This window comes from Cyanobium sp. LEGE 06113, from assembly GCF_015207615.1.
In genome coordinates, this window is sequence record NZ_JADEWM010000002.1 from 221,153 (window position 1) to 242,803 (window position 21,651).

Consider the following 21,651-nt stretch of genomic DNA (forward strand, 5'->3'; position numbering starts at 1 on the left):
GTCGCCGGGCACGGCCCGGCCGCGTCGATGCCGTTGTCCACTGCGCCGATCAGCCCTTTTGCGCCCCTGCCCCTGGAGGCCCTGCCGCCGCTGCCGCCGCTGCAGCTGGCCGTGGTGGGCCATGTGGAGGTGGTCACGTTCCTGGAGGTGGAGCACCTGCCCCGGCCGGGCGAGATCCTCTCCTGCCCCTCCGCCCTGGAGTTGCCGGCGGGGGGCGGCGCCGTGGTGGCCGTGCAGCTGGCGCGGCTGCTGGGGCGGCCGGTGCCCTTCTTCACCGCCCTGGGCAGGGATGCCGTGGGGGAGCAGGCGGCGGCGGCGCTCACGGCCCTCGGCCTCGACCTCCAAGTCGCCTGGCGTCAGGCGCCGACCCGCCGCGGCCTCACCTTTGTGGATCGCAGCGGCGAGCGCACGATCACCGTGATCGGCGAGCGGCTCAGTCCCGAGGCCGCCGATCCCCTGCCCTGGGAGAGCCTGGCCGGGCTGGATGGCGTGTTCGTGACGGCCGCCGATGTCGCGGCCCTGCGCCAGGCCAGGGCGGCGCGGCTGCTGGCGGCCACGCCCCGGGTGCGGCTGCCGGTGCTGCAGCAGGCCGGGGTGCGGCTCGACGCCCTGATCGGCAGCGGCCTCGATCCAGCCGAGCAGGTGCCGCCGGGGGCCCTCGATCCCGCCCCGACCCTGCGGATCGCCACCGCGGGGGCAGCCGGCGGCGAGGCCTGGCCGTTCGGGGCCTTTCTGGCGCCCCCGCGGCAGCGTCCAGTGCTCGACAGCTACGGCGCCGGCGACAGCTTCGCCGCCGGAGTGAGCGCCGGCCTGGCGGCGGGCTGGGAGGCGGCACTGGCGATCAGCCTGGGCTGCCACTGCGGCAGCGCCTGCCTCGATGGCCGGGGCCCCTATGCGGGCCAGCTCCATGCCGGCCAGCTGCGGGGCGGCAGCGACGCTGTCACGGCACCAGATTGACGAGCTTGCCCGGCACCACGATCACCCGGCTGGGGGGCTTGCCCTCCAGCCACTTGGCGGCGATGTCGCTGGTCAGGGCGATCCGCTCCAGGGTGGCCTTGTCCGCATCGGCCGGCACCTCGAGGTTGCCGCGCACCTTGCCCTTCACCTGGATCACCAGGGGAATCGTGTCGCGCACCAGGGCCGTGGCATCCACCTGGGGCCAGGCCTGGCCGTGGATGCTGCCACCGCCTTCCAGCTGGCTCCAGAGCTCCTCGGCCAGGTGGGGAGCAAACGGTGCCAGCAGCAGCAGCAGGCTGGCCAGGGCCTCCCGGGCCACGGCGGTGCCGCTGGCCTCCAGGTGTTCGGCCATGGCATTGCTGAGCTTCATCAGCTCGGCGATGGCGGTGTTGAACTGAACATCGCCGTCGAGGTCGTCGCTCACCGCCGCGATGGCCGTGTGCACGGCGCGGCGCAGCTCCCGCTCGGCTGGGCTGAGTTGCGGCGGGTCAGCGCTGCCGAGGCCGCTGGAAGGGCCCTCCGAACTGAACCCAGCCAGCCGCAGGCCCCTGGCCTGGGCCGCCTCCACCAGCCGCCAGAGGCGCTGCAGGAAGCGGAACTGGCCCTCCACGTCGGCATCGTCCCACTCGAGATCCTTCTCCGGGGGTGCCTTGAACAGGATGAACATGCGGGCCGTGTCGGCGCCGTAGCGCTCGATCACCCGGGCTGGATCGACGCCGTTGTGCTTCGACTTCGACATCTTTTCGTAGTAGGTGTCGAGCACCTCGCCGCTGATCGGATCGCGGGGGTCGGTGGGGTCAGCCACATCGGCCGGGGCGATGTAGTGGCCGCTGCCGGGGTTCCTGTAGGTGATGCCCTGCACCATGCCCTGGGTGAGCAGCCGCTGGAAGGGTTCATCGAAACCCAGCAGGCCGCGGTCCCGCAGCACCTTGGTGAAGAATCGGGCGTAGAGCAGGTGCAGGATGGCGTGCTCGATGCCGCCCACGTACTGGTCCACCGGCAGCCAGCGGTCCACCGCCTCACGGCTGAAGGGCAGGGCGCTGTTGTGGGGATCGCTGTAGCGCAGGTAGTACCAGCTGGAGCACATGAACGTGTCCATGGTGTCGGTTTCGCGGCGGGCCGGCCGGCCGCAGCTGGGGCAGTCCACCTGCCACCAGCTCTCCAGCTGGGCCAGGGGTGAGCCGCCCTTGCGGCTGATCGCCACATCCCGGGGCAGCTCCACCGGCAGCTGCTCCGCCGGCACCGGCACCACGCCGCAGCTCTCGCAGTGGATCATCGGGATCGGGCAGCCCCAGTAGCGCTGGCGGGAGATCAGCCAGTCGCGCAGACGGAACTGCACCTTGCCCTCACCCCAGCCCTGCTGCTCGGCGGCGGCGGTGATCGCGGCCTTGGCCTCGGCGCTGGCGAGCCCGGTGAAGGGGCCTGAGTGAATCAGCATGCCTGCTTCGGTCCAGGCGCCGCCCTCGTAGGCGTGCTCGTCGCTGCCCTCCGGGATGATCACCTGCAGCACCGGCAGCTCGTACTGCCGGGCGAACACGAAATCGCGCTGGTCGTGGGCGGGCACGCCCATCACGGCGCCGGTGCCGTAGTCAGCCAGCACGTAGTCGGCGATCCAGAGCGGGATCAGGGCGCCGCTGGCGGGGTTGCGCACCCGGGCGCCGATGGGGATGCCGCGCTTGGGGCTGTCGTCTGCCGTGCGCTCCAGGTCGCTCTGGCGGCTCACCAGATCGCAGAAGGCCGTCACCGCCAGCTCCTGCTCGGGACTGGTGAGCGGCGCCACCAGGGGATGCTCCGGCGCCAGCACCACATAGGTCACGCCGTAGAGGGTGTCAGGGCGGGTGGTGAACACGCGGATGCGCTGGTCGCTGTCGCGGCCGTCGGCATCGACCACGGCAAAGCTGAGTTCAGCGCCCGTGCTGCGGCCGATCCAGTTGGCCTGCATCGTGCGCACCCGCTCCGGCCAGCCCGTGAGCTTGGGCAGGTCGTCGAGCAGCTGGTCGGCGTAGGCGGTGATCTTCAGGAACCACTGGCGCAGGCGACGCTTCTCCACCAGGCGCCGGAGCGCCAGGAGCGGCCCTCACCGTCCACCTGTTCGTTGGCGAGCACCGTCTGGTCCACCGGGTCCCAGTTCACGGTGGCCTCCTTCTGATAGGCCAGGCCGGCGGCGTGGAACTGCAGGAACAGCCACTGAGTCCAGTGGTAATACTCGGCGTGGCAGGTAGCCACTTCCCGGTCCCAGTCGATCGAGAGGCCCAGCCGCTGCAGCTGGCTGCGCATGGCGGCGATGTTGCGGTCGGTCCAGGAGCCGGGGTCGACGCCCCGCTCGATCGCCGCGTTCTCCGCCGGCAGCCCGAAGGCATCCCAGCCCATCGGCTGCAGCACCGCCCTGCCGCGCATGCGCTGCACCCGGGCGATCACATCGGTGATCACGTAGTTGCGCACATGGCCCATGTGCAGGTTCCCCGAGGGGTAGGGGAACATCGACAGGGCCACGAAGGGCTCGCCGCCTCCGTCGGCGTCAGCGCCGCTTCCGGGCTGCGGCTCGGGGGTGCGGTAGGCCTGCTGTTCGTCCCAGAACGCCTGCCAGCGCTCTTCGATGACCTGCGGTTGGTAGCGGTTGCTCTCGCTCACGTCAGCAGGTCGGAATCCCAGCTGTGATCGTGCCACAGGCCTGGGGAGCGTCGATTTCAGCCCAGGGAGCGGATCAGGCTCACCTGGTCGCGGTTGATCAGGGTGAGTGGCGGTCCTTCGGGGGGATCGCCGCTCTGCTGCAGCGCGATGGCGTGGACGTCCTGCCAGCGGATCAACCCTTCGAGTGCCGGTCCGCCGCTGACCTGGATCGCCACGGTCTGGCGCCGGCGGATCAGGTCCTGCACGTGGCGGACGCTGGGCAGGGAGGTGTCGAGAACGCTGGAGCGGGCTTCGAGGAAGCTCTGCATAGGATTCACACCAGGTTGGGGACCTCCCATCGTGCTGCAGTACAGCAAATACCAAGGGCTGGGCAACGACTTCCTGATGCTCGATGCACGCGAGGCCGCCAGCAGCGATGACGGCTTCGGGCTGACAGCGGAGCGCATTCAGCTGCTCTGTGATCGGCGCTTCGGCATCGGCGCCGATGGCCTCATCCTGGCCCTGCCGCCCCGAGAGGGCGGCGAGCTGCGGATGCGCATCTTCAACGCCGACGGCAGCGAGCCGGAGATGTGCGGCAACGGCATCCGCTGCCTGGCCCGCTTTCTCGCCGACAGCGACGGCGACCTCCCTGGCCGCTCCTGGCAGATCGAAACCCTGGCGGGTCCCATCGTTCCCGAGTTGCAGGCCGATGGCAGCGTGCGGGTGGACATGGGGGCCCCCTTTCTGGAGCCAGATGCCGTTCCCACCACCCTGGAACGCGGCGAGGCCGGCATCCCCGCCGGAATCCTGGAGGCCGCCGGCGAGCGCTTCGCGGTGGGGGCCGCGGGCATGGGCAACCCCCACGTGGTGATCCCGGTGCCGGATGTGGAGGCGATCGACCTGGAGCGCTTTGGCGCGGCCCTGGAGGTGCATCCCGCCTTCCCCGCCCGCACCAACGTGCATTTCGTGCAGGTGCTCGATCCCGGCCATCTGGTGATGCGGGTGTGGGAGCGCGGCGCTGGCCCCACCCTGGCCTGCGGCACCGGCGCCTGCGCCACCCTGGTGGTGTGCCACCGCCTTGGCCTGGCCGATCGGCGCGCCCGTCTCGACCTGCCCGGGGGCCCGCTGCTGATCGCGTGGGACTCCGCAAGCGACCACCTGCTGATGACCGGTCCCGCCGAGGCGGTGTTCGATGCGGTGCTGGCCCCCTCCCTCTGGGACCAGGCCGTTACCCCAGCAGAGATCACCGCCGAGGCAGCATCTGCCGCTTCTGAGCCTCTGGCCGACTCCACCGTGCCGCCTGCTGCCCCTGACCAGCCCCCCGCCATCGACTGCGCCACGGTGTGCGCCCAGGGCTGCATCCGCCCGGAGGCCTGCCCCTCCGCCCAGGCCCGGGCCCGAGTGGCGGCCCTGCTCAGCTCCAGCTCCCTCGACGACCTGGTGAACCTGGCCACCACGTCTCTGGAGGACCGCACCCGCGCCCGCGCTGAACGCCCCTCCAGCTTCGGCGGCTGACGCGGTGGTGGCTGAGCTGGCACCGCTTGATCCGGCACCGCTCTACCTCGATGCCTGCGCCACCGCTCCGCCGGCGCCGGAGGTGCTGGCGGCCATGGCGGCGGCCCAGCGCACCGCCTGGGCCAACCCCTCCAGCCTGCACGGCTTCGGCCTGGAGGCCGCCGACCTGCTGGAGCGCTGCAGGATGCGCATCGCCGCCGGCCTCGGCTGCGGCGCCGACGCCTCGTGTTCAGCTCGGGGGGCACCGAGGCGATCCACATGGCCCTGCTCGGTGCGGCGGCTCCCTTGGCGCCGGGTCGTCTGCTGCTCTCGGCCGTGGAGCATCCCGCCACCACGGCAGCGGCGGCACGGCTTGAGGAGCGGGGCTGGCAGGTGCAGACGGTGCCGGTGGACCGTGCCGGCCGCCTCGACCTGGCGGCGTTCGAGGCGCTGCTGGAGCCGCCCACCCGGCTGGTGTCGATCATCTGGGGCCAGAGCGAGGTGGGCACGGTGCAGGCGATCGAGCCCATCGGTGCCCGCTGCCGCCAGGCCGGGGTGCCCCTGCATGTGGATGCGGTCCAGCTGGTGGGCCACCGGCTGTTCAACTTCGACCAACTGCCGGTCGATCTGCTCAGTTGCGCTGCCCACAAGCTGCAGGGGCCCAGGGGCGTGGGAGCCCTGCTGGTGCGGCCAGGGCTGCCCTTCGTTGCGCCCATGCGCGGTGGCGGCCAGGAGGGCGGCCGCCGCGGCGGAACCGAGCCCGTGCCGCTGGTGGCCGGGTTTGCAGCGGCCCTGGAGCTGGCCCAGGAGCGCCTTCGGCAGCACGACGGCCAGGACCCGCTGGCTGCCCAGCGCGATCAGCTGCTGGCCGCGCTGCTGCGGCAGCCTGGCCTGGAGCTCACCGGTGTCGATCCACGCCAGGCCCCACTGCAGCGGCTGCCGCACCACATCAGCCTGCTGGCCCGCGGCAGCGGCGGCGAGCCGTTGTCGGGACGGCAACTGGTGCGGGCTCTGTGGCGCCATGGCCTGGCCACCAGCAGTGGCTCGGCCTGCAGCAGTGGCTCCAGCGCCACCGGGCTGGGGGCCAGCCCGGTGCTGCGGGCGATGGGGTACTCCACGGCTGCGGCCGCCGCGGGCCTGCGGCTGAGCCTGGGCCCCTGGCTTGATGCCGCCAGCCTGGAGCTGGTGCCGCCGGCCCTGGCGGCAGCCTGGAGGGAGCTGGATCAGCGATGCCCTGGTTAAGGTCGCCCCACTCCCGGCCCGTGGAACCCCCGGCCTGACCATGCTCCCTGCCGATCTGCGAACAGCCGAGGCCGAGGCCCTGCAGGCCATTCAGGCTGCCCTCGACAGCGCCAGCAAAGGCCTCTGGACCGCCGAGCTCCGCTTCGAGGGGCTGAGGCTGATGCCCGTGGCCCTGCGCCTGCTGGCGAACCTCGGCCAGGGTCGCGATGACCTCCGCATGCTGTTCCCAGACGCCGGCGCCACGGCTCTGGCCAAGCGCGATGCCCCTGACCTGGCCCCCCAGCTGGGCAGCCTGCGGGACCAGATGCGGCTGCAGCAGGCCGATGGCGGCAGCGAGGGGGTGATCCTTCTGGTGGCGCCGACCCCGGCCGATTACGAGGAGGTGGAGCAGGTGTGCGCCCTGCACCGGGGACTGGTGCTGATGCTGAACGGCAGCCTGGAGGATGCCGCTGTGGGCATCGGCAGCGTGGCCCGCGAACGCCGCAAGGGCTTCCTCTCCGGCTGGCAGAGCGCCTACGCGCTGATTCCCCTGGGCGATGGAGCGCTGCGGCGCGCTTACCCCGCCGCCTGGGAGCTCTACCGCCGCGACCCCGACGGCCATCGCTTTGTGGCCGGTTTTGAGCAGAAACCCGATGCCGAGCAGCGCACCGAGGCCCTGGCGGGTGAGGGCGGTGCCGGCATGGCCGGCAGCCTCAAGGCCCTGGACAGCCTCATCGAAGGCCTGCAGAACTGAAGCGGCGCCCCACCGTTCAGGGCCAACTGGTGCGGGCTGGCCAACGTCTTTACAGTGCGCCGAACGCTGCGCCTGCCGATGAGCCCCGAGACCTCTGCCGCCAGGCCCCGTCGCTGGAGTGTGGTGGATGCCGCTGCCCTGGCTGCCGTGGTGCTTGCCGCCGCGGGCGTGATCTGGAGCCCGAAGCTCTCCGGGGCCGTGGCCCAGGCCACTGGCGATGTGGTGCCTGTGACGGTGCTGGTGGATGTGCGCGGCGTGCCCGTGGCCGACCCTGCCGGCCTGATTGAGGCCGCCAGGGCCGAGGGCAAGGTGGCGATCGTGATCCGCAACCAACCCCACGGCTCGGTGGATATCGAGCGCATCCAGCCCCTGCAGCGGCGCCTGCTGGCCGTTCAGCCGGATGGCTCCGTGGTCACGGCCACTGATCCCACCGGCCGCGACTTCAGCAACCTCGACGCCCGCTTCGTGCTCAAGGCCCAGGGCCGCAAGGCGAGCGGCGGCGTGGTGTTCGGCAACCAGACCGTGAAGGTCGGAGCTCCGATCGAGATCGAGGGCCAGGGCTACCGGGTCAACGGCAACGTCACCGGAATCGCCATCGAGGAGGGCTGACATGCCTGGTTTCAACCGCCGTCTGACCCGCCTGGCGCCGGGCCTGGCCCTGCCCCTGAGCCTTGGCCTGCCCCTGCTGGCCAGCGCCGCCCAGGCCCAGACCAGGCCGGCGATCAGGGCCTTCGAGCTGGAGCCGGCCCCCCTGGCCCAGCTGCCGGCGGCGCCACCGCCGATCGGCCTGCCCAAGCTCCAGACCCAGGTCAGCTGTCCAGCCCTGCAGCAGCGGGTTCAGAGCGTGCTGGGTGGCGAGGCCGGTGTCTGGAGCGTCACGATCGCCGATGGCCGAGGCCAGCTGCTGGCCGATGTGAATGGCCTGCGGCCGCGGGTGCCCGCCTCCAACGCCAAGCTCGTGAGCACCGCCTACGCCCTCGATCGGCTGGGGCCGGACTACCGCCTCGCCACCCGCCTCTGGCGCCTTCCCGATGGCTCCCTGCGGCTCACCGGCGAGGGCGACCCCGATCTGGCCCTGCCCCAGCTGCAGCGGCTCACGAAACTGGCCATGGGCTCCGGCGGCTCCAGTGGTCAACCGGGCTCTCAGGTGCGCCTGCAGGTGGCCGAGGAACCCAAGCAGGCCTGGTGGCCGCGGGGCTGGAGCGTCGATGACCGCTACTACGCCTACGGCGCACCGATCACCCGGTTGGCGGTGACCAGCAACGCCATCCACGACTCGGTGCTGAACCCACCCTCCCGGCTCCAGACCCTGATGCAGCGCAGCGCCAGCCAGCAGGGCGGCAGCCTCCAGGTGGTGTTTGTGGCCGCCACCAACCCGGTTCCCGCCGAGGCCGTGCTGCTGCACCAGGAGAACTCGGCGCCCATGCACAATCTGCTCAGCCTGGCCAACACCGAGAGCCACAACTTCACCGCCGAGGTGTTGATGCGTCAGGCCGCCGGCAGCTGGAACCTCACCCAGGCCCAGCAGCTCACCACCCAGTGGCTGGCCCAGCAGGGCGTACCCATGCAGGGCGTGCGCGTTGCCGATGGCAGCGGCCTGGACCGCACCAATCGCCTCACCAGCCGTTCGGTGACGGCCCTGCTGCTGCGCATGGACCAGCACCCCTACAGCAGAAACTACCTGGCCTCAATGGCGGTGGCCGGCCAGCGCGGCACCCTGCGGCACCTCTACAAGGGCACCCCCCTGCAGGGCCAGTTCTTCGGCAAAACGGGCACCCTCAGGGGCGTGCGTTCGATCAGTGGGGTGCTGCTCACCAGCCGAGGCCCCCGCTACGTGAGCGCGATCAGCAATGGATCCGGCAACCCCAACACCCGCATCGGCCAGCTGCTGCGCCAGGCGCAGCAGACCCAACTCTGCCCGGCCTGATCAGCCGGCCAGCTGGCCCAGGCGGTTGGCAAGCCGGCGGCGGCGACCACCGCCGCCGATCGCCGTGGGCTCGGCCGTTGCGGCCGCCTTGGTGGTGTCCTGCTGCATGTCGGGGGTCTGCAGGCGCACCAGCTCGCGCCGGCCACTCACCACCACCTGGTTGAGCTCCTTCAGCCGGCCTTCCAGTTCACCGAGCACCTGTTCGGCGTAGCGGTTGGCGCCCTCGCTGATGCCGGCGGCTTCCTGGCGGGTGCGGGCAATGGCGGCGTCACATTGCTGCTGAGTCTGCTGGCGGAACTGCAGAGCATCGTTGTGGAGCCGCTCGGCTTCGGCCTGGCTTTCGCGCTGAACGCGCAGGCCCTCCTGCCGCACCTGCTCCAGCTCGGCCATCGCCTGCTGGCGGTTGCGCTCGTGCTGCTCGATCAGCACCTTGTTGCGCTCAGCCGCCTCCTGTTCCAGCTGCTGACGCCTGGTGGCGAACTGGTTCTCCATCTGGGCCAGGCGGGTCTGCTGCTCCTGCTCGGCGCTGGCGGCCTGCTGGCGGATCTGCATCATCAGGTGGTCGCCCTGCTGGCGGGCCTGTTCCCGCATCTCGGCGGCCTGCTTCTCTGCTTCCTGCCGAACGGAGGCGGAGCTGATCAACTGTTCGCGCTCCCGCCTGGCCACCGCCACGATCTCCTCGGCCTGCTTGCGGGCCTGAGCGATGAAGTCCTCCCGTTGACGCAGCAGACCCACGGCCTGGGTCAGCTGGCTGGGCAGGGCCTCCCGCACCGCATCGATCACCTCGATCGCGTCCTGCTCATTCACCAGGCGGCCGCCGCTGAACGGCACCCGGGTGCCCTCCAGCAGCAGATCCTCGATCTGGTCGATCTGATCGAGCACCGTGATATTGGCTTCAGCCATGGCTGGACGTCCCGCATTCCTTCCGATTAAAAAGCCTGGAGAGGTCTTCCGCCACTCCAGACGGCACCATGTGGTGCACATCACCGCCGAAGCGGGCCACCTCCTTCACCACGGAACTGCTCAGAAAGCTGTGGTGCACGGCGGTGGCGAGGAACAGCGTCTCCACCCGGGGCTCAAGGCTCTGGTTGGTGTGGGCGATCTGCAGCTCGAATTCGAAGTCGCTCAGGGCCCGCAGGCCGCGCAGGATCACCTGGGCGCCATTGCGACGGGCGCACTCCACGGTGAGGCCGTCGAAGCTGCCCACCTCCACCCCGCTGAGCGTGGCCGTGGCGGTGCGGATCTGCTCGAGTCGCTGCTCAAGCGGAAAGGCCGGCTGCTTGCCGGGGTTCTGGAGCACGGCCACCACCACGCCATCGAACAGGCGGCTGGCCCGCTCGATCAGATCGAGGTGGCCGAGGGTGAGGGGGTCGAAGCTGCCGGGGTAGAGGGCGCGCATCCGGCCAGCCTATGGGTGAGGCCAGCTCCATGCCTGCCCCTGCCGGGTTTCTAGAGTTGGGATCGTTCCATGTGCCCCCCCGGGGCCTCCCGTCCGCCATGGCCACCTCCACCCTCAACGCTGAAGCCAAGAAGACCCTGCTGCGCAAGATCCCCCACGGGGTGTTCATCTGCGGGGTGGCCGAGGGGGAGGAGGTGAATGGTTTCACGGCCAGCTGGGTGACCCAGGGCTCCTTCGAGCCCCCCCTGGTGGTGATGGCCGTGCGGGCCGACAGCACCAGCAATGGCATCATCCAGCGCACCGGCAAGTTCGCCCTCAACGTGCTCGCCGCCGACCAGAAGGATCTCGCTGCCGTGTTCTTCAAGCCCCAGAAGGGGATGGGTGGCCGCTTCGATGCCGCTCCCTTCCAGATGGGCGAGCTGGGCCTGCCGATCCTGGACAACGCCCTCGGCGCCGTGGAGTGCGAGCTGGTGGGCCAGGTGGCCCTGGGCGACCACACCGTGTTCGTGGGCGAGGTGAAGGCCGCCACCCTGCACCGTGACGGCGATGCCCTGGAGCTGGGCAGCACGGGCTGGAAGTACGGCGGTTGAGGCCCTCGCCAGGGCGGCGCCGGCGGTGAGCACTTCGCCCCTGATCCAGCAACCCGAGCGGCTGGCGGCCCGGCTCAAGGAGGTTCCCTCCGAGCCGGGCTGCTATCTGCTGCGGGACAGCGACGACCGCATTCTCTACATCGGCAAGGCGAAGGTGCTGCGCCAGCGCGTGCGCAGCTACTTCCAGAGCGGCAGCGGCCACGGCCACAGCCCCCGCATCGCCCTGATGGTGCGCCAGGTTTGCGAGCTGGAGTTCATCGTCACCGACAGTGAGGCCGAGGCCCTGGCCCTCGAGTCGAACCTGATCAAGCACCATCAGCCGCACTTCAACGTGCTGCTCAAGGACGACAAGAAATACCCCTACCTCTGCATCACCTGGAGCGAGGCCTACCCCCGCATCTTCATCACCCGCCAGCGCCGCTTTCGCTCCCCCCTGGATCGCTTCTACGGCCCCTACGTGGACGTGGGCCTGCTGCGCCGCACCCTCGCCGTGGTCAAGCGGGTGTTCCCCCTGCGCCAGCGGCCCCGGCCCCTGTACCGCGACCGCACCTGCCTCAATTTCGACATCGGCCGCTGTCCGGGCGTGTGTCAGCAGAAGATCAGCTCCGAGGACTACCACCAGACCCTGCGCCAGGTGGCGATGGTGTTCCAGGGCCGCAACGACGAGCTGCTGGCCCTGCTGCAGGGCCAGATGGAGCGCTATGCCGAGCGGCTGGATTTCGAGAGTGCCGCCCGCGTGCGCGATCAGCTCCAGGGCATCGACACCCTCACCGCCGACCAGAAGATGAGCAGCGGCGACAGCTCGGTGAGCCGCGACGTGGTCGCCCTGGCCGCCGGCGAACGGGTGGCGGCGGTGCAGCTGTTCCAGGTGCGGGCCGGCAAGCTGGTGGGGCGGCTGGGCTACATGGCGGAGGTCACGGAGCTGCCAGCCCTCGAGGAGGGCGCCCTGGGACGCATTCTGCAACGGGTGGTGGAGGAGCATTACAGCCAGGTGGAGTCGGTGGAGATCCCGCCGGAGTTGCTGCTGCAGTTCCCCCTGCCCCAGCAGGAGCTGATCAGCAGCTGGCTGAGTGAGCAGCGGGGGCGCAAGGTGCGGCTGGCGGTGCCGCAGCGCCAGCAGAAGGCCGAGATGATCGATCTGGTGGTGCGCAACGCCAGCTATGAGCTGTTGCGGGCCGAGCGGGCCAGCGAACAGAACCTGCTGGCCACGGAGGATCTGGCCCAGCTGCTGGAGCTCACGGTGGCGCCGCGCCGGGTGGAGGGCTACGACATCAGCCACATCCAGGGCAGCGATGCGGTGGCCTCCCAGGTGGTGTTCATCGACGGCCTGCCGGCCAAGCACCACTACCGCAAATACAGGATCCAGAGCAGTTCGATCCGCGCCGGCCATTCCGACGACTTCATGGCCATGGCCGAGATCATGCGGCGTCGTTTCCGCCGCTGGGCCCAGGCCAAGGCCGAGGGCGCCGACCTGCTGGAGCTGCGCCGTCAGGCCGGCACCGCCCTGCACACCGGCGGCCTCAACGACTGGCCCGATGTGGTGATGATCGATGGCGGCAAGGGTCAGCTCTCCGCCGTGATGGAGGCCCTGCGGGAACTCAACCTCCACGACGACCTGGTGGTGTGTTCCCTGGCCAAGCAGCGGGAGGAGGTGTTCGTGCCTGGGGCGACCAGCCCGCTCGAGAGTGAGCCCGAACAGCTGGGGCTGCAGCTGCTGCGGCGGCTGCGCGATGAGGCCCACCGCTTCGCGGTGAGTTTCCACCGCCAGCAGCGCGGCGAGCGCATGACGCGCTCCCGGCTCTCCGACATCTCCGGTCTGGGCCCCAAGCGGGTCAAGGACCTGCTGGCCCATTTCCGCTCGATCGATGCCATCCAGCTGGCCAGCCCCGAGCAGATCGCCACCGCCCCCGGCATGGGGCCGGCCCTGGCCCGCCAGGTGTGGGAGTACTTCCATCCCCAGGGCGAGGCGGAAAGCGGCGTGAAGGGGGAGCCGCCGGCCGAGCGGGAGGCTGACCAGCCCCTGGAGCTGGCCGGTTGAGGGAGCTCAGCGCTCAGCGTGTCCCAGGGCGGCCCTGGCTCCAGCTGCTGGCCCTGGTGCTGGGCGGCCTGCTCCAGCTCGTCACCCTGCTGGGGGCGGCGCCGGCCCTGGCCGCCCCAGGCCTCTGCGTGGGGCCGGTGTGCGCCGATGAGATCACCCGCAGTGCCAAGCACCACTGGCAGCTGCGACTGCGGGTGGACGACCAGCGGGGCCATCGGGAACGGCTGGTGGTGGACTGCCGTGACGGCCACCTCAGCCCCGAGCGCGGCACGGTGGAGAGGGGCTACGCGGCGGCGGTGGCGCGCCGCGCCTGTCGTCTGGCCGGCGAGGGCCCCCCGGGCGATGGCCTGGAGTCGCCGGGGCGAAGCTGATGGGCCTCACCCTGATCCTGGGCGACCAGCTGCACCGCGACTGGTTCCGTGCCTCACCCCTGCAGCTCGCCCCCGCCAGCCGGGTGCTGATGATCGAAGACCTGGCCGTCGCCTCGGCCTACCGCTACCACCAGCTGCGCCTGCTGCACACCTTTGTGGCGATGCGCAGCTTCCGCGACGCCCTGAGCGCCCGGGGGCTGGCGGTGCGCTATTTCGAACTGCCGGCCTCGGAGGGCTGCTCCTTCTGGGAGCGGCTGGCGGCGGAGCTGTGCGAAGACCGGGAGCTGAGGCTGGCCGAGATCGCTGACCGCGGTTTCGAGCAGCAGCTGCAGGCCTTCTGCCGGGAGCGAGGGGTGCAGCTCACCCTGCTGCCCTCACCCGCCTTCCTCGAATCCGTGGCCCAGAGCCGCGCCTGGTTCGAAGGCCGGCGCCGTCCGTTCATGAAGACCTTCTACGAGCGGCAGCGCCGTCGCCTGGGACTGCTGCTCGAGGCCGACGGCACCCCCAGCGGCGGCCGCTGGAGTTTCGACAGCGAGAACCGCCGCCGGCTGCCGAAGAACTATCAGGAGCCACCGCTCCCCACCGTGGCGGCCAGCCCGCATGAAGCGGCGGTGCGGCAGCTGATCGCCACCCACTTCGCCACTCACCCCGGCGAGCTGGGAGACCTCTGGATCCCGTTCGATCACGACGGCGCCGAGGCCTGGCTGCAGCGGTTCCTGCAGGAGCGACTCGATGCCTTCGGCCCCTATGAGGACGCCCTCAGCCAGAGCCGGGGCAGCCTGCACCATTCCCTGCTCTCTCCCCTGCTCAACATCGGCCTGCTGAGCCCGGCCGGGGTGATCCAGGCCGCCCTGACCCACGCGCACCGCCGGGATGCCGCCGGCGCGCCGGTACCGATCGCCTCGCTGGAGGGTTTCCTGCGCCAGGTGATCGGCTGGCGGGAGTTCGTGCGCGGCATCGATCGCGTCCACGGCGAGCGCCAGGCCGCCAGCAACTTCTGGCATCACCAGCGCCGGCTGGCCCCCTGCTGGAGCGATGGCAGCACCGGCCTGCCACCACTGGATGCGGCGATCGGAAGGCTGAACCGCACGGGCTACAACCACCACATCGAGCGGCTGATGGTGATCAGCAACCTGATGCTCCTCTGCGAGATCCAGCCTCTGGAGGTGCACCGCTGGTTCATGGAGCGCTACCTGGATTCCTACGAGTGGGTGATGGGGCCGAACGTCTACGGCATGGGCCTGATGAGTGACGGTGGCCTATTTGCCACCAAGCCCTACATCTGCGGCTCCAACTACATCCTCAAGATGAGCGATGTCAAACGCGGCCCCTGGTGTGACATCTGGGATGGTCTCTACTGGCGCTTCATCGAGCGCCACCGGGCCTTCTTCCAGGCCAATCCCCGCCTCTCGATGATGGTGCGGCTGCTGGATCGCATGGATCGCCAGCGTCGCGATGGCCTGGCTGCTGCAGCCGAAGCCTTCCTCCGGCGCGTCACGCTGGCCCCGCCTTCAGCAGACCCCGCCCTGAGCAGACTTTCCCCTGAGATGCCTATTCCCTGAGCTGGGTGGGTCTTGAAGAAGCTGCGCTGCAGTCTTGCCTTCCACCGGGTCAGGAACTAGATCGGACCAAACCGCCATTGCCCGTCATGCAGATCCCGATGCCAGGCGCTGCCCGTGCCTTCATGGTGTTCGGCGCCCTTTCCGCCCTGTTGGGCGCCGCTCCGCCCCTGAAGGCCCAGGACCGGGTGCCCATTGAGGCTGTCCGCGCCATCAACACGGCCCGCACCCGCAGCGTGAAGATCAACGGAGGGCTTCAGGTCTACCGCCCGGCGAGCTGCATGTTCGCCACCGCAGCCCTCGATAATCCCTGCCTCGTGAGCAGCGACAGCGACGGTTTCGTCTTCAGCTTCATGGGCGGCCCACCGGCCTGGCAGGAGCGAGATCTTGCCCCCAGCCTGGAAACGGAGATTCGTATCTCTCCGGATGGAACGGTCGTGGAAGAACTGATCTACAACGGGCCACCCCGCTGAGGGCTGGAGGCGGAGTCTTGCTCCTCTTCCTTACCCCAGCCCAGGATCATCCCCGTGACGGGAATGGCCAGGAACACTCCCAGCAGGCCCGCCAGCCGCTCTCCAACAAACAGGGCAAAGAACAGCACCACCGGGCGGATCTGCAGGGCCCGGCCCATCACCCGTGGGTGGATCAGATTGTCCTGGATCTGCTGCAGCACCACCGAAGCGATCACCACCTGCAGAGCCAGCCACTGGCCCTGGGTGAGGAACACCACGCTGCTGGCCGCGATCACGCCCAGGGTGGCGCCGATGCCGGGGATGGCATCCAGCACTCCCACCACGATCGCCAGGATCAGGGCAAACTTCACCCCCATCAGGGCGAACACCAGAAAGCTGGCCAGGCTCAGAAACAGCATCAGGGTGATCTGGCCGCGCAGGAACCCCAGCACATTCTTCTGCACGCTGCGGTCGAAACGCCCGCGCACCTCCTCAGGCAACAGCTGCAGCACCTGACTCCAGGTGGCGCCGTTGTCCACCAGCATGTAGATCACAATCACCAGCAGAATCACGCCGGCGAACAGGTTCGAGAAGGCCCCGCCGATCATTCCCAGGCCGCTGCCGAGGCTGTCGCGGAGCAGGTCCAGCACCTGGGCGAGCTGGATCGTCCTGAAGTAGTCGTGGAAGGGCAGATCGGGGCGCTGCAGCCCCAGCACCAGGTCGTTGAGCAGGCTGCTGCCCTGGTTCACCAGCTGGAAGCCGAGCACAGCCACCAACAGGCTGCCGCTGCCGAAGGCGGCCAGGCCGGTGATCAGGATCGCCAGGCCCCGGCTGCACCCCAGGCCCACCAGCCGCCGCACCGGGTACTCCAGCAGCACAGCCAGCACCGCGGCGGCGATGAACAGGGTGAGCACCGGCCGAAAGAACGCCACCAGCTGCACCAGCGCCCAGCCGCAGGCGAGCAGCAGCAGGAACCGCACCAGCGCCGATTGGTTCAGCCCCTGCCAGGGCGGCTCATTGGGCTGGCTCATCGGGGTGCTGGTGCATGGGGTGGTGGACCCCACCATGCACCCGAAGCTGCCGGCCCCGGCCACCGGTCCTTACTGCCGTAACTCAGGGAAGGTGCTGCGGAACGTCTCCAGCTTCGGGATGTCGTGCACCAGCACATAGGGGTGGCGTGGATTCCGCCGCACGAAGTCCTGGTGGTAGTCCTCGGCGGGGTAGAAGCGGGCGCTGCTCTCCAGTTGGGTGGCAATCGGCTTCGCGAAGCTGCCGGCTTCATTGAGCTGGGCGATGTACTGCCGCGCCACGTTCTGCAGCAGGGGATCGTCGCTGAAGATCGCCGATCGGTACTGCTCGCCCACATCGGGCCCCTGGCGGTTCACCTCGGTGGGGTCGTGGGCCACGGCGAAGAACACCTTCAGCAGTTCCCCGTAGCTCACCTGGCCCGGGTCGTAGGTGATGCGGATGCCCTCCGCATGGCCGGTGGTGCCCCGGCTCACCTCGGCGTAGCGGGCCGTGGCGCCGGAGCCGCCGGCATAGCCGGTCTCGACGCTGCTGACCCCCCGCACCTCTTCAAAGATCGCCTCCATGCCCCAGAAACAGCCACCCGCCAGCACGGCTGTCTGGTCGGGGCCGGGGCGACGGCCCGGATCCAGGGCCGGATCGGGCAGGGCGGCCGCGCTGGCGGCACCGGGGCGCAGGGGCAGCTGGCCTGGCATCAGCAGCGGCAGCACCAGGAGCCCAGCCAGGCCGGCGCCGAGTGAGGCCAGAAGTGGCCATCCCATCTTGAGCCGGGGCATGGTGATCCCTGAATCCTGTCTCTGGTCTACAGCCGGAATCGCGTGGCGGATTGGCGGCAGGCAGCGGCTGTCTCAGCCCAGCTCCAGGCAGGCCAGGCCGTAGACGTCGCCCAGTCCCACCCGCCGTGGCTCCCCCCGGTACATGCGCAGCACGGTGCTCAGGGGTTGGAAGCCGAGCCGCCGCATCAGCGGATCCCCGTGGGGATTGGCGCCAGGCACATCGATCAGCACCACGCCGGGGTGACGGGCCAGCATGCCGAGCAGCAGGCGTTCGGCCAGCGCCGGGCTGTCGGCCAGCAGGGGGCCGATGCGCCAGCCCGTTCCCCGCCGTAGCAGGCAGGGCCGGATCCGGCCGAAGCCGTGGCACTGGCCCTGCCCGTCGATCAGGGCCAGCACGCTGCCGGCCTCCTGGCCCAGCCAGTCGGCCAGAAAGTGGGGGCGTGGGCTCGGTTCGCGCAGGGCGTCGTAGGCCTGCACGGCCCGCCGCGGCAACCGCTTCCCCTGCACCAGGTCGAGGCCGTCGTGGGGATCGATCGGGCGCTCGTCTCCCGTCGCCATCACCTGCCAGCGCCGGGTGGGGGAGGCCGGCCGGAAGCCCCAGCCGCGGTAGTCCTCCACCCGCTCGGGCGCCGCCTCCAGGCCGATGCAGGGCAGGGCAGCCAGGTGGGCCATGGCGGTGCGCCACAGGTCGAGGCCGTGGCCCCGGCTCCGCTGGGCCGGATCCACCAGAAACAGCCCGATGAAGCCGTAGCTGGCGTTGTAGCGCACGCCGGCGATGCAGCCGATCGGCCGCTGGTCGAGCTCCTTCACCCACAGTCCCTGGCGGTCGGTGTGGCGGAAGCTGGCCACATCTCCTTGGCCGGGACAAAATCCCTCCGCGCGGGCCCAGGCCACCACCTGGGGAATGTCCCGGGGAGCCAGCGGCCGGATCAGGCCTGGAGCCCTGACGCTGCCGCCATCAGCTTGGCGCTCGATCATGCCTCGCCCATCGCAGGCCTGCCCGGGCTCTCCAGCCTGCTCCCAGCCGCCACCATGGCGGCAGTGTCGGCCAAGCCCCCATGCTGAGCGGCTCCTCCCGCGCCATCGAGATCGTCAAGGTGGTGTCCCAGCACCAGTGGGACTATCTGCTCGGTCTGCTGAGCGCCCAGCTCGGTACCGCCGCTGATACCCAGCCGAGCCTGCCGGCTCCGGAGGTGCTCTGCCGCATGCTCACCGAGCTGGGGCCCGTGTTCGTGAAGGTCGGCCAGCTGCTCAGCACCCGCCCGGACCTGCTGCCAGACCCCTATGTGCGCGCCCTGGCGCGGTTGCAGAGTTCCGTGCCCCCGGCCCCCTGGAGCGAGGTGGAGCAGCGCCTGCTGGAGCAGTGGCAACGGCCGCCCAGCGAGATGTTCGCCAGCTTTGCCACCACCCCGTTGGCGGCGGGCAGCATCGGCCAGGTGCATCGGGCTGAGCTGGCCGATGGCCGCTCCGTGGCCGTGAAGGTGTTGCGGCCCGGCATCGAGCGCCAGGTGGAGGAAGACGGCCAGCTGCTGCGTCAGATCGCCGCCCTCGCCGCCCAGACGCCGCTGGGGTCGAGCTACGACCTGCCGGGCCTGGCGGAGCAACTGGTGGCCTCCCTCGAGGGCGAGATCGACTTCCGCCGCGAGGCGGGCAACACCGAACGACTGGCGGACGTGCTGAAGCGCTCCAGCTTCGTGGGGGATGGCCGGCTGCGGGTGCCGGGGCTGTTCCGGGAGTTCAGCGGCCCGGCGGTGCTGGTGCTGGAGTGGCTGACGGGAGACCCGATCCTCAGCCAGGAGGCGCGCTCTGCCCTGGAACAGCGCGCCGGGGGTGTCGAGGCCGCCACCGATGCCCTGCTCGGGGCCTTCGTGGAACAGTTCTTCGTGGAGGGTTTCTTCGACGCCGATCCCCATCCGGGCAACCTGATGGTGGCCAGCGACGGCACGATCACGATCCTGGATCTGGGCATGGTGGGCAGCTTCGACCCCCGCACCCGCACCCTGGTGCTGGATCTGGTGCTGGCCCTGCTCAACGAGGATCCGGCCCGCGCCACCGATCTGCTGGTGCAGCTGGCGCCGCCCAAGGCCAGCACCGCGGACCGGCGCGGCCTGCGGCGGCAACTCGACCAGCTGATCCGCGCCAACTTCGCCAAGCCGCTGCAGCAGCTCAACTTTGCCCACTTCCTGGCCGATCTGCTGCAGATCGCCAGCAACTCGGGCCTGCAGGTGCCTGGCAACCTCGGCCTGTTCGTGAAGGCCATCACCAACCTGGAGGGGGTGGGGCGGGCGCTGACGCCGGAGTTCAACTTCAGCGAGGCGATGAAACCTCTGGTGAGCCGGCTGATGGCGCGAGCCCTGCTGCTGCCCCAGCAGCGGGTGATGCAGTTCGGCCTCGATCTGCGCAGCCTCCTGCTCGAATCCCCGCGCCAGCTCAGCGGCCTGCTGCAGCGCTTCAGCGGCGATGAGCTGGTGTTTGCCTTCCAGCTGCAGGGCCTGGATCGGCTGCTGGCCAACCTGGACGTGCTGTCGCGCCGCATTGCCCTGGCGATCCTGGTGGCCGCTCTGTTGATGAGTGCCACGGTGATGGCCACCCAGTCGGAACTGCAGGTGCTGCGCCAGCTGAGCCAGGGGTTGTTCGTGGCCGCCAACGTGCTGGGGGTGTGGCTGGTGGTCTCGCTGATGCGCTCCGGCCGCCGCTGAAGCGCCGCTGCTGAGCCGGCTCGCGGCCCTTAGGGTCGCCAGGGTCGCGACAGTTGTTGTGTTGAACATCCCCGGCCGCGCCGCCTCCCTGCTCTGTCGTGCGTTGGTCGGCGCCGCGCTGCTGCTGCCAACCGCCCTGGGGCTGCAACCTGCCTCAGCCAGGCCCCTGCGGGTGGGGATCAGCGGCAACGCGCCCTTCCTGATCCGGCGGGGGGATGTGCTGGAAGGCATCACACCTGATCTCTGGCGCGTGGTGGCGGAGGAGAACAGCTTCCAGGCCGAGCTCGTACCGAAGGCGAACACCGCCGCCAACCTCAAGGCCCTGGAGCGCGGTGAACTCGACCTGGCGATCGGCCCGATCAGCATCACCCCTGAGCGCCTCAGCAGTGGGGCCATCGAGTTCACCCAGCCCTACTTCTTCGGCCAGGTGGGCGTGCTGGTGCCCCTGCGGGATGGGGGGCTGTGGGCGCGAGTGAAGCCCTTCTTTCAGGTGGCGGCGCTGTCGTCGATCGGGCTGCTGCTGCTGTCGCTGTTCGTGGTGGGCAACCTGATCTGGCTGGCGGAGCGGCGCCGTAATCCAGAGCATTTCCCACCCCACTACCTCCACGGGGTGGGCAACGGCCTCTGGTTTGCGATCGTCACGCTCACCACGGTGGGCTACGGCGACCGGGCCCCGGTGACGCGTCTGGGCCGGGTGATTGCCGCGGTGTGGATGATGATCACTCTGCTGGCCGTGTCCTCGATCACCGCCGGCCTGGCCTCGGCCTTCACGGTGTCCCTGGCCCGGGTGCCCGGTGGCGGCATCCAGTCGGTGGAGGGCCTGCGCAACCGCCCCGTGGCCGTGGTCAAGGGCACCACCAGTGAGAAGTGGGGGCGTCTGAGCGGGGCCAGCCTCAGCCAGCAACCCACCCTGCAGGCGGCGGTGGCCAAGCTCGCGGCCGGCAAGGTGGATGCCGTGATCTACGACTCGCCAGCCCTGCGCTATTACCTCAGCCAGAATCCCCGGCTGGATCTGAAGCTGGCGCCGTTCAGCCTGGCCCAGGAGACCTACGGCTTTGCCATGCCGCTCAACAGCCCCCTGGAGAAGCCCCTGGACGTGAGCCTGCTGCGGATGCTGCGCTCCGGCCAGATCGAGGCGTTCTACCAGGGCTGGGTCGACGGCCCCACGGACGATGCAGCGCCGGGTCGAGGGGTGGGCTGAGTATTCCTCTTCATTGTGGCGGCATGGTCTGCATCGCTACCGCCAAGGGCTGTGGCCCAGGTCTTGGCTGGAGTTCTCCCTGGAACCAGGGCCCTTCGCCGTCGCTCCCCATGACCTCCACGCTCAGCTCTCCCACGGCCCTGGACACCACAGCGCCCCTCTATCCCGCCGTGGCCTTCGTGGCCCTGGCCCTGGCGGCTGTCTCCTGGGACGGCAGCCTCACCATGGCCGGCTCCAGGGCTCTGCGGCATGCGCTCGACTACCGCCATCCCTACCGCGATTACACCCCTGAGCAGATGGTGGGCCTGATGGATGGCCTGATGGCCACCCTGCGCCGCGATGGTCCCCAGCACCTGATGGTGCGTGCCGCTGAGGTGCTCAACGCCGGCCAGCGCGCCACCGCCTATGCCGTGGCGGCGGAGATCATGCGCTCCGATGGCCCCCTGGAAGACGACGAGCGCAACATCCTCAGCAACCTGGCCGCCACACTCCAGCTGGGCGACGCCGTGACGATCCCGGTGCACGCGGCGATGGATCTGCTGCATGCCGATCTCGACATGGCCTGAGCGCCCGCTTG

The 21,651-nt window shown here is 70.1% G+C and carries 21 protein-coding genes and 1 pseudogene; 14 read left to right on the plus strand and 8 right to left on the minus strand.

Going from position 1 to position 21,651, the window contains the following annotated elements:
- The first annotated feature begins 33 nt into the window (after window positions 1-33).
- Window positions 34-957: a PfkB family carbohydrate kinase gene (locus IQ220_RS05195; RefSeq protein ID WP_228008873.1), complete on the plus strand. Its 924-nt coding sequence runs from the start codon at window positions 34-36 to the stop codon at window positions 955-957.
- Here the strand turns inward: IQ220_RS05195 and leuS are convergent.
- A pseudogene (gene leuS, locus IQ220_RS05200) lies at window positions 941-3,624 on the minus strand (leucine--tRNA ligase). The gene IQ220_RS05195 and the pseudogene leuS overlap by 17 nt on opposite strands.
- A gap of 20 nt (window positions 3,625-3,644) precedes the next feature.
- Window positions 3,645-3,896 carry a hypothetical protein gene (locus IQ220_RS05205; RefSeq protein ID WP_193815182.1) on the minus strand — a complete coding sequence of 84 codons (252 nt, stop codon included), beginning with the start codon at window positions 3,894-3,896 and terminating at the stop codon, window positions 3,645-3,647.
- A gap of 31 nt (window positions 3,897-3,927) precedes the next feature.
- Here IQ220_RS05205 and dapF point away from each other — a divergent pair, with 31 nt between their 5' ends.
- Window positions 3,928-5,082 carry a diaminopimelate epimerase gene (dapF, locus tag IQ220_RS05210; protein WP_193913440.1) on the plus strand — a complete coding sequence of 385 codons (1,155 nt, stop codon included), beginning with the start codon at window positions 3,928-3,930 and terminating at the stop codon, window positions 5,080-5,082.
- Between the two features lie 42 nt (window positions 5,083-5,124).
- Here dapF and IQ220_RS16450 read toward each other — a convergent pair whose 3' ends face one another.
- Window positions 5,125-5,274, minus strand: coding sequence for a hypothetical protein (locus IQ220_RS16450; protein WP_370566332.1), 150 nt, complete (start codon window positions 5,272-5,274; stop codon window positions 5,125-5,127).
- Window positions 5,275-5,307: 33 nt separating this feature from the next.
- On the opposite strand from IQ220_RS16450, the gene IQ220_RS05215 reads away from it, so the two are divergent.
- The 4 genes from IQ220_RS05215 to dacB all read left to right on the plus strand — a co-directional run bounded on the left by IQ220_RS05215 (window position 5,308) and on the right by dacB (window position 8,963).
- Window positions 5,308-6,303, plus strand: coding sequence for a cysteine desulfurase family protein (locus IQ220_RS05215; RefSeq protein WP_370566333.1), 996 nt, complete (start codon window positions 5,308-5,310; stop codon window positions 6,301-6,303).
- Window positions 6,304-6,343: 40 nt separating this feature from the next.
- Window positions 6,344-7,036 carry a DUF1995 family protein gene (locus IQ220_RS05220; RefSeq protein WP_186699640.1) on the plus strand — a complete coding sequence of 231 codons (693 nt, stop codon included), beginning with the start codon at window positions 6,344-6,346 and terminating at the stop codon, window positions 7,034-7,036.
- 78 nt (window positions 7,037-7,114) lie between these two features.
- Window positions 7,115-7,645, plus strand: coding sequence for a DUF4330 domain-containing protein (locus IQ220_RS05225; protein ID WP_186699641.1), 531 nt, complete (start codon window positions 7,115-7,117; stop codon window positions 7,643-7,645).
- A gap of 1 nt (window position 7,646) precedes the next feature.
- Window positions 7,647-8,963, plus strand: coding sequence for a D-alanyl-D-alanine carboxypeptidase/D-alanyl-D-alanine-endopeptidase (gene dacB, locus IQ220_RS05230; protein ID WP_193913442.1), 1,317 nt, complete (start codon window positions 7,647-7,649; stop codon window positions 8,961-8,963).
- On the opposite strand, the gene IQ220_RS05235 is transcribed toward dacB, so the two are convergent.
- Entirely contained in the window at window positions 8,964-9,866 is a 903-nt protein-coding gene (locus IQ220_RS05235) for a hypothetical protein (RefSeq protein ID WP_193913444.1), read from the minus strand.
- A complete protein-coding gene (gene coaD / locus IQ220_RS05240; protein ID WP_193913445.1) occupies window positions 9,859-10,362 on the minus strand; it encodes a pantetheine-phosphate adenylyltransferase in 504 nt (167 codons plus the stop codon). Before coaD ends, IQ220_RS05235 begins: the two co-directional genes overlap by 8 nt.
- A 98-nt stretch (window positions 10,363-10,460) precedes the next feature.
- On the opposite strand from coaD, the gene IQ220_RS05245 reads away from it, so the two are divergent.
- The 5 genes from IQ220_RS05245 (at window position 10,461) to IQ220_RS05265 (ending at window position 15,393) form a co-directional block, all read left to right on the plus strand.
- Window positions 10,461-10,952 carry a flavin reductase family protein gene (locus IQ220_RS05245; protein ID WP_186699648.1) on the plus strand — a complete coding sequence of 164 codons (492 nt, stop codon included), beginning with the start codon at window positions 10,461-10,463 and terminating at the stop codon, window positions 10,950-10,952.
- Window positions 10,909-12,990 (plus strand): excinuclease ABC subunit UvrC, encoded by a 2,082-nt coding sequence (gene uvrC, locus IQ220_RS05250; RefSeq protein ID WP_193913706.1) that lies wholly within the window; start codon window positions 10,909-10,911, stop codon window positions 12,988-12,990. The genes IQ220_RS05245 and uvrC overlap by 44 nt, the downstream gene beginning before the upstream one ends.
- A 44-nt stretch (window positions 12,991-13,034) precedes the next feature.
- Window positions 13,035-13,361 (plus strand): hypothetical protein, encoded by a 327-nt coding sequence (locus IQ220_RS05255; protein WP_370566349.1) that lies wholly within the window; start codon window positions 13,035-13,037, stop codon window positions 13,359-13,361.
- On the plus strand, window positions 13,361-14,923 hold the full coding sequence (locus IQ220_RS05260) for a cryptochrome/photolyase family protein (RefSeq protein ID WP_193913446.1): 1,563 nt from the start codon (window positions 13,361-13,363) through the stop codon (window positions 14,921-14,923). The genes IQ220_RS05255 and IQ220_RS05260 overlap by 1 nt, the downstream gene beginning before the upstream one ends.
- Window positions 14,924-15,021: 98 nt before the next feature.
- Window positions 15,022-15,393 carry a hypothetical protein gene (locus IQ220_RS05265; protein WP_193913447.1) on the plus strand — a complete coding sequence of 124 codons (372 nt, stop codon included), beginning with the start codon at window positions 15,022-15,024 and terminating at the stop codon, window positions 15,391-15,393.
- Here IQ220_RS05265 and IQ220_RS05270 read toward each other — a convergent pair.
- The 3 genes from IQ220_RS05270 to IQ220_RS05280 form a co-directional block, all read right to left on the minus strand.
- Window positions 15,372-16,403 carry an AI-2E family transporter gene (locus IQ220_RS05270; RefSeq protein ID WP_193913448.1) on the minus strand — a complete coding sequence of 344 codons (1,032 nt, stop codon included), beginning with the start codon at window positions 16,401-16,403 and terminating at the stop codon, window positions 15,372-15,374. The two genes, IQ220_RS05265 and IQ220_RS05270, sit on opposite strands and share 22 nt — an antisense overlap.
- A 69-nt stretch (window positions 16,404-16,472) precedes the next feature.
- Window positions 16,473-17,093, minus strand: a complete 621-nt coding sequence (msrA, locus tag IQ220_RS05275) for a peptide-methionine (S)-S-oxide reductase MsrA (RefSeq protein WP_193913710.1) — start codon at window positions 17,091-17,093, stop codon at window positions 16,473-16,475.
- Window positions 17,094-17,246: 153 nt separating this feature from the next.
- The gene (locus IQ220_RS05280) at window positions 17,247-18,152 is read right to left on the minus strand and encodes a GNAT family N-acetyltransferase (protein WP_193913450.1); all 906 of its coding nucleotides are present in this window, start codon (window positions 18,150-18,152) and stop codon (window positions 17,247-17,249) included.
- Window positions 18,153-18,232: 80 nt separating this feature from the next.
- Here IQ220_RS05280 and IQ220_RS05285 point away from each other — a divergent pair, with 80 nt between their 5' ends.
- The 3 genes from IQ220_RS05285 to IQ220_RS05295 all read left to right on the plus strand — a co-directional run bounded on the left by IQ220_RS05285 (window position 18,233) and on the right by IQ220_RS05295 (window position 21,640).
- The gene (locus tag IQ220_RS05285) at window positions 18,233-19,873 is read left to right on the plus strand and encodes an AarF/ABC1/UbiB kinase family protein (protein ID WP_193913452.1); all 1,641 of its coding nucleotides are present in this window, start codon (window positions 18,233-18,235) and stop codon (window positions 19,871-19,873) included.
- 103 nt (window positions 19,874-19,976) lie between these two features.
- Window positions 19,977-21,074 (plus strand): transporter substrate-binding domain-containing protein, encoded by a 1,098-nt coding sequence (locus IQ220_RS05290; protein WP_193913454.1) that lies wholly within the window; start codon window positions 19,977-19,979, stop codon window positions 21,072-21,074.
- A 110-nt stretch (window positions 21,075-21,184) separates the two neighbouring features.
- Window positions 21,185-21,640: a tellurite resistance TerB family protein gene (locus IQ220_RS05295; protein WP_193913456.1), complete on the plus strand. Its 456-nt coding sequence runs from the start codon at window positions 21,185-21,187 to the stop codon at window positions 21,638-21,640.
- Window positions 21,641-21,651: the final 11 nt, after the last annotated feature.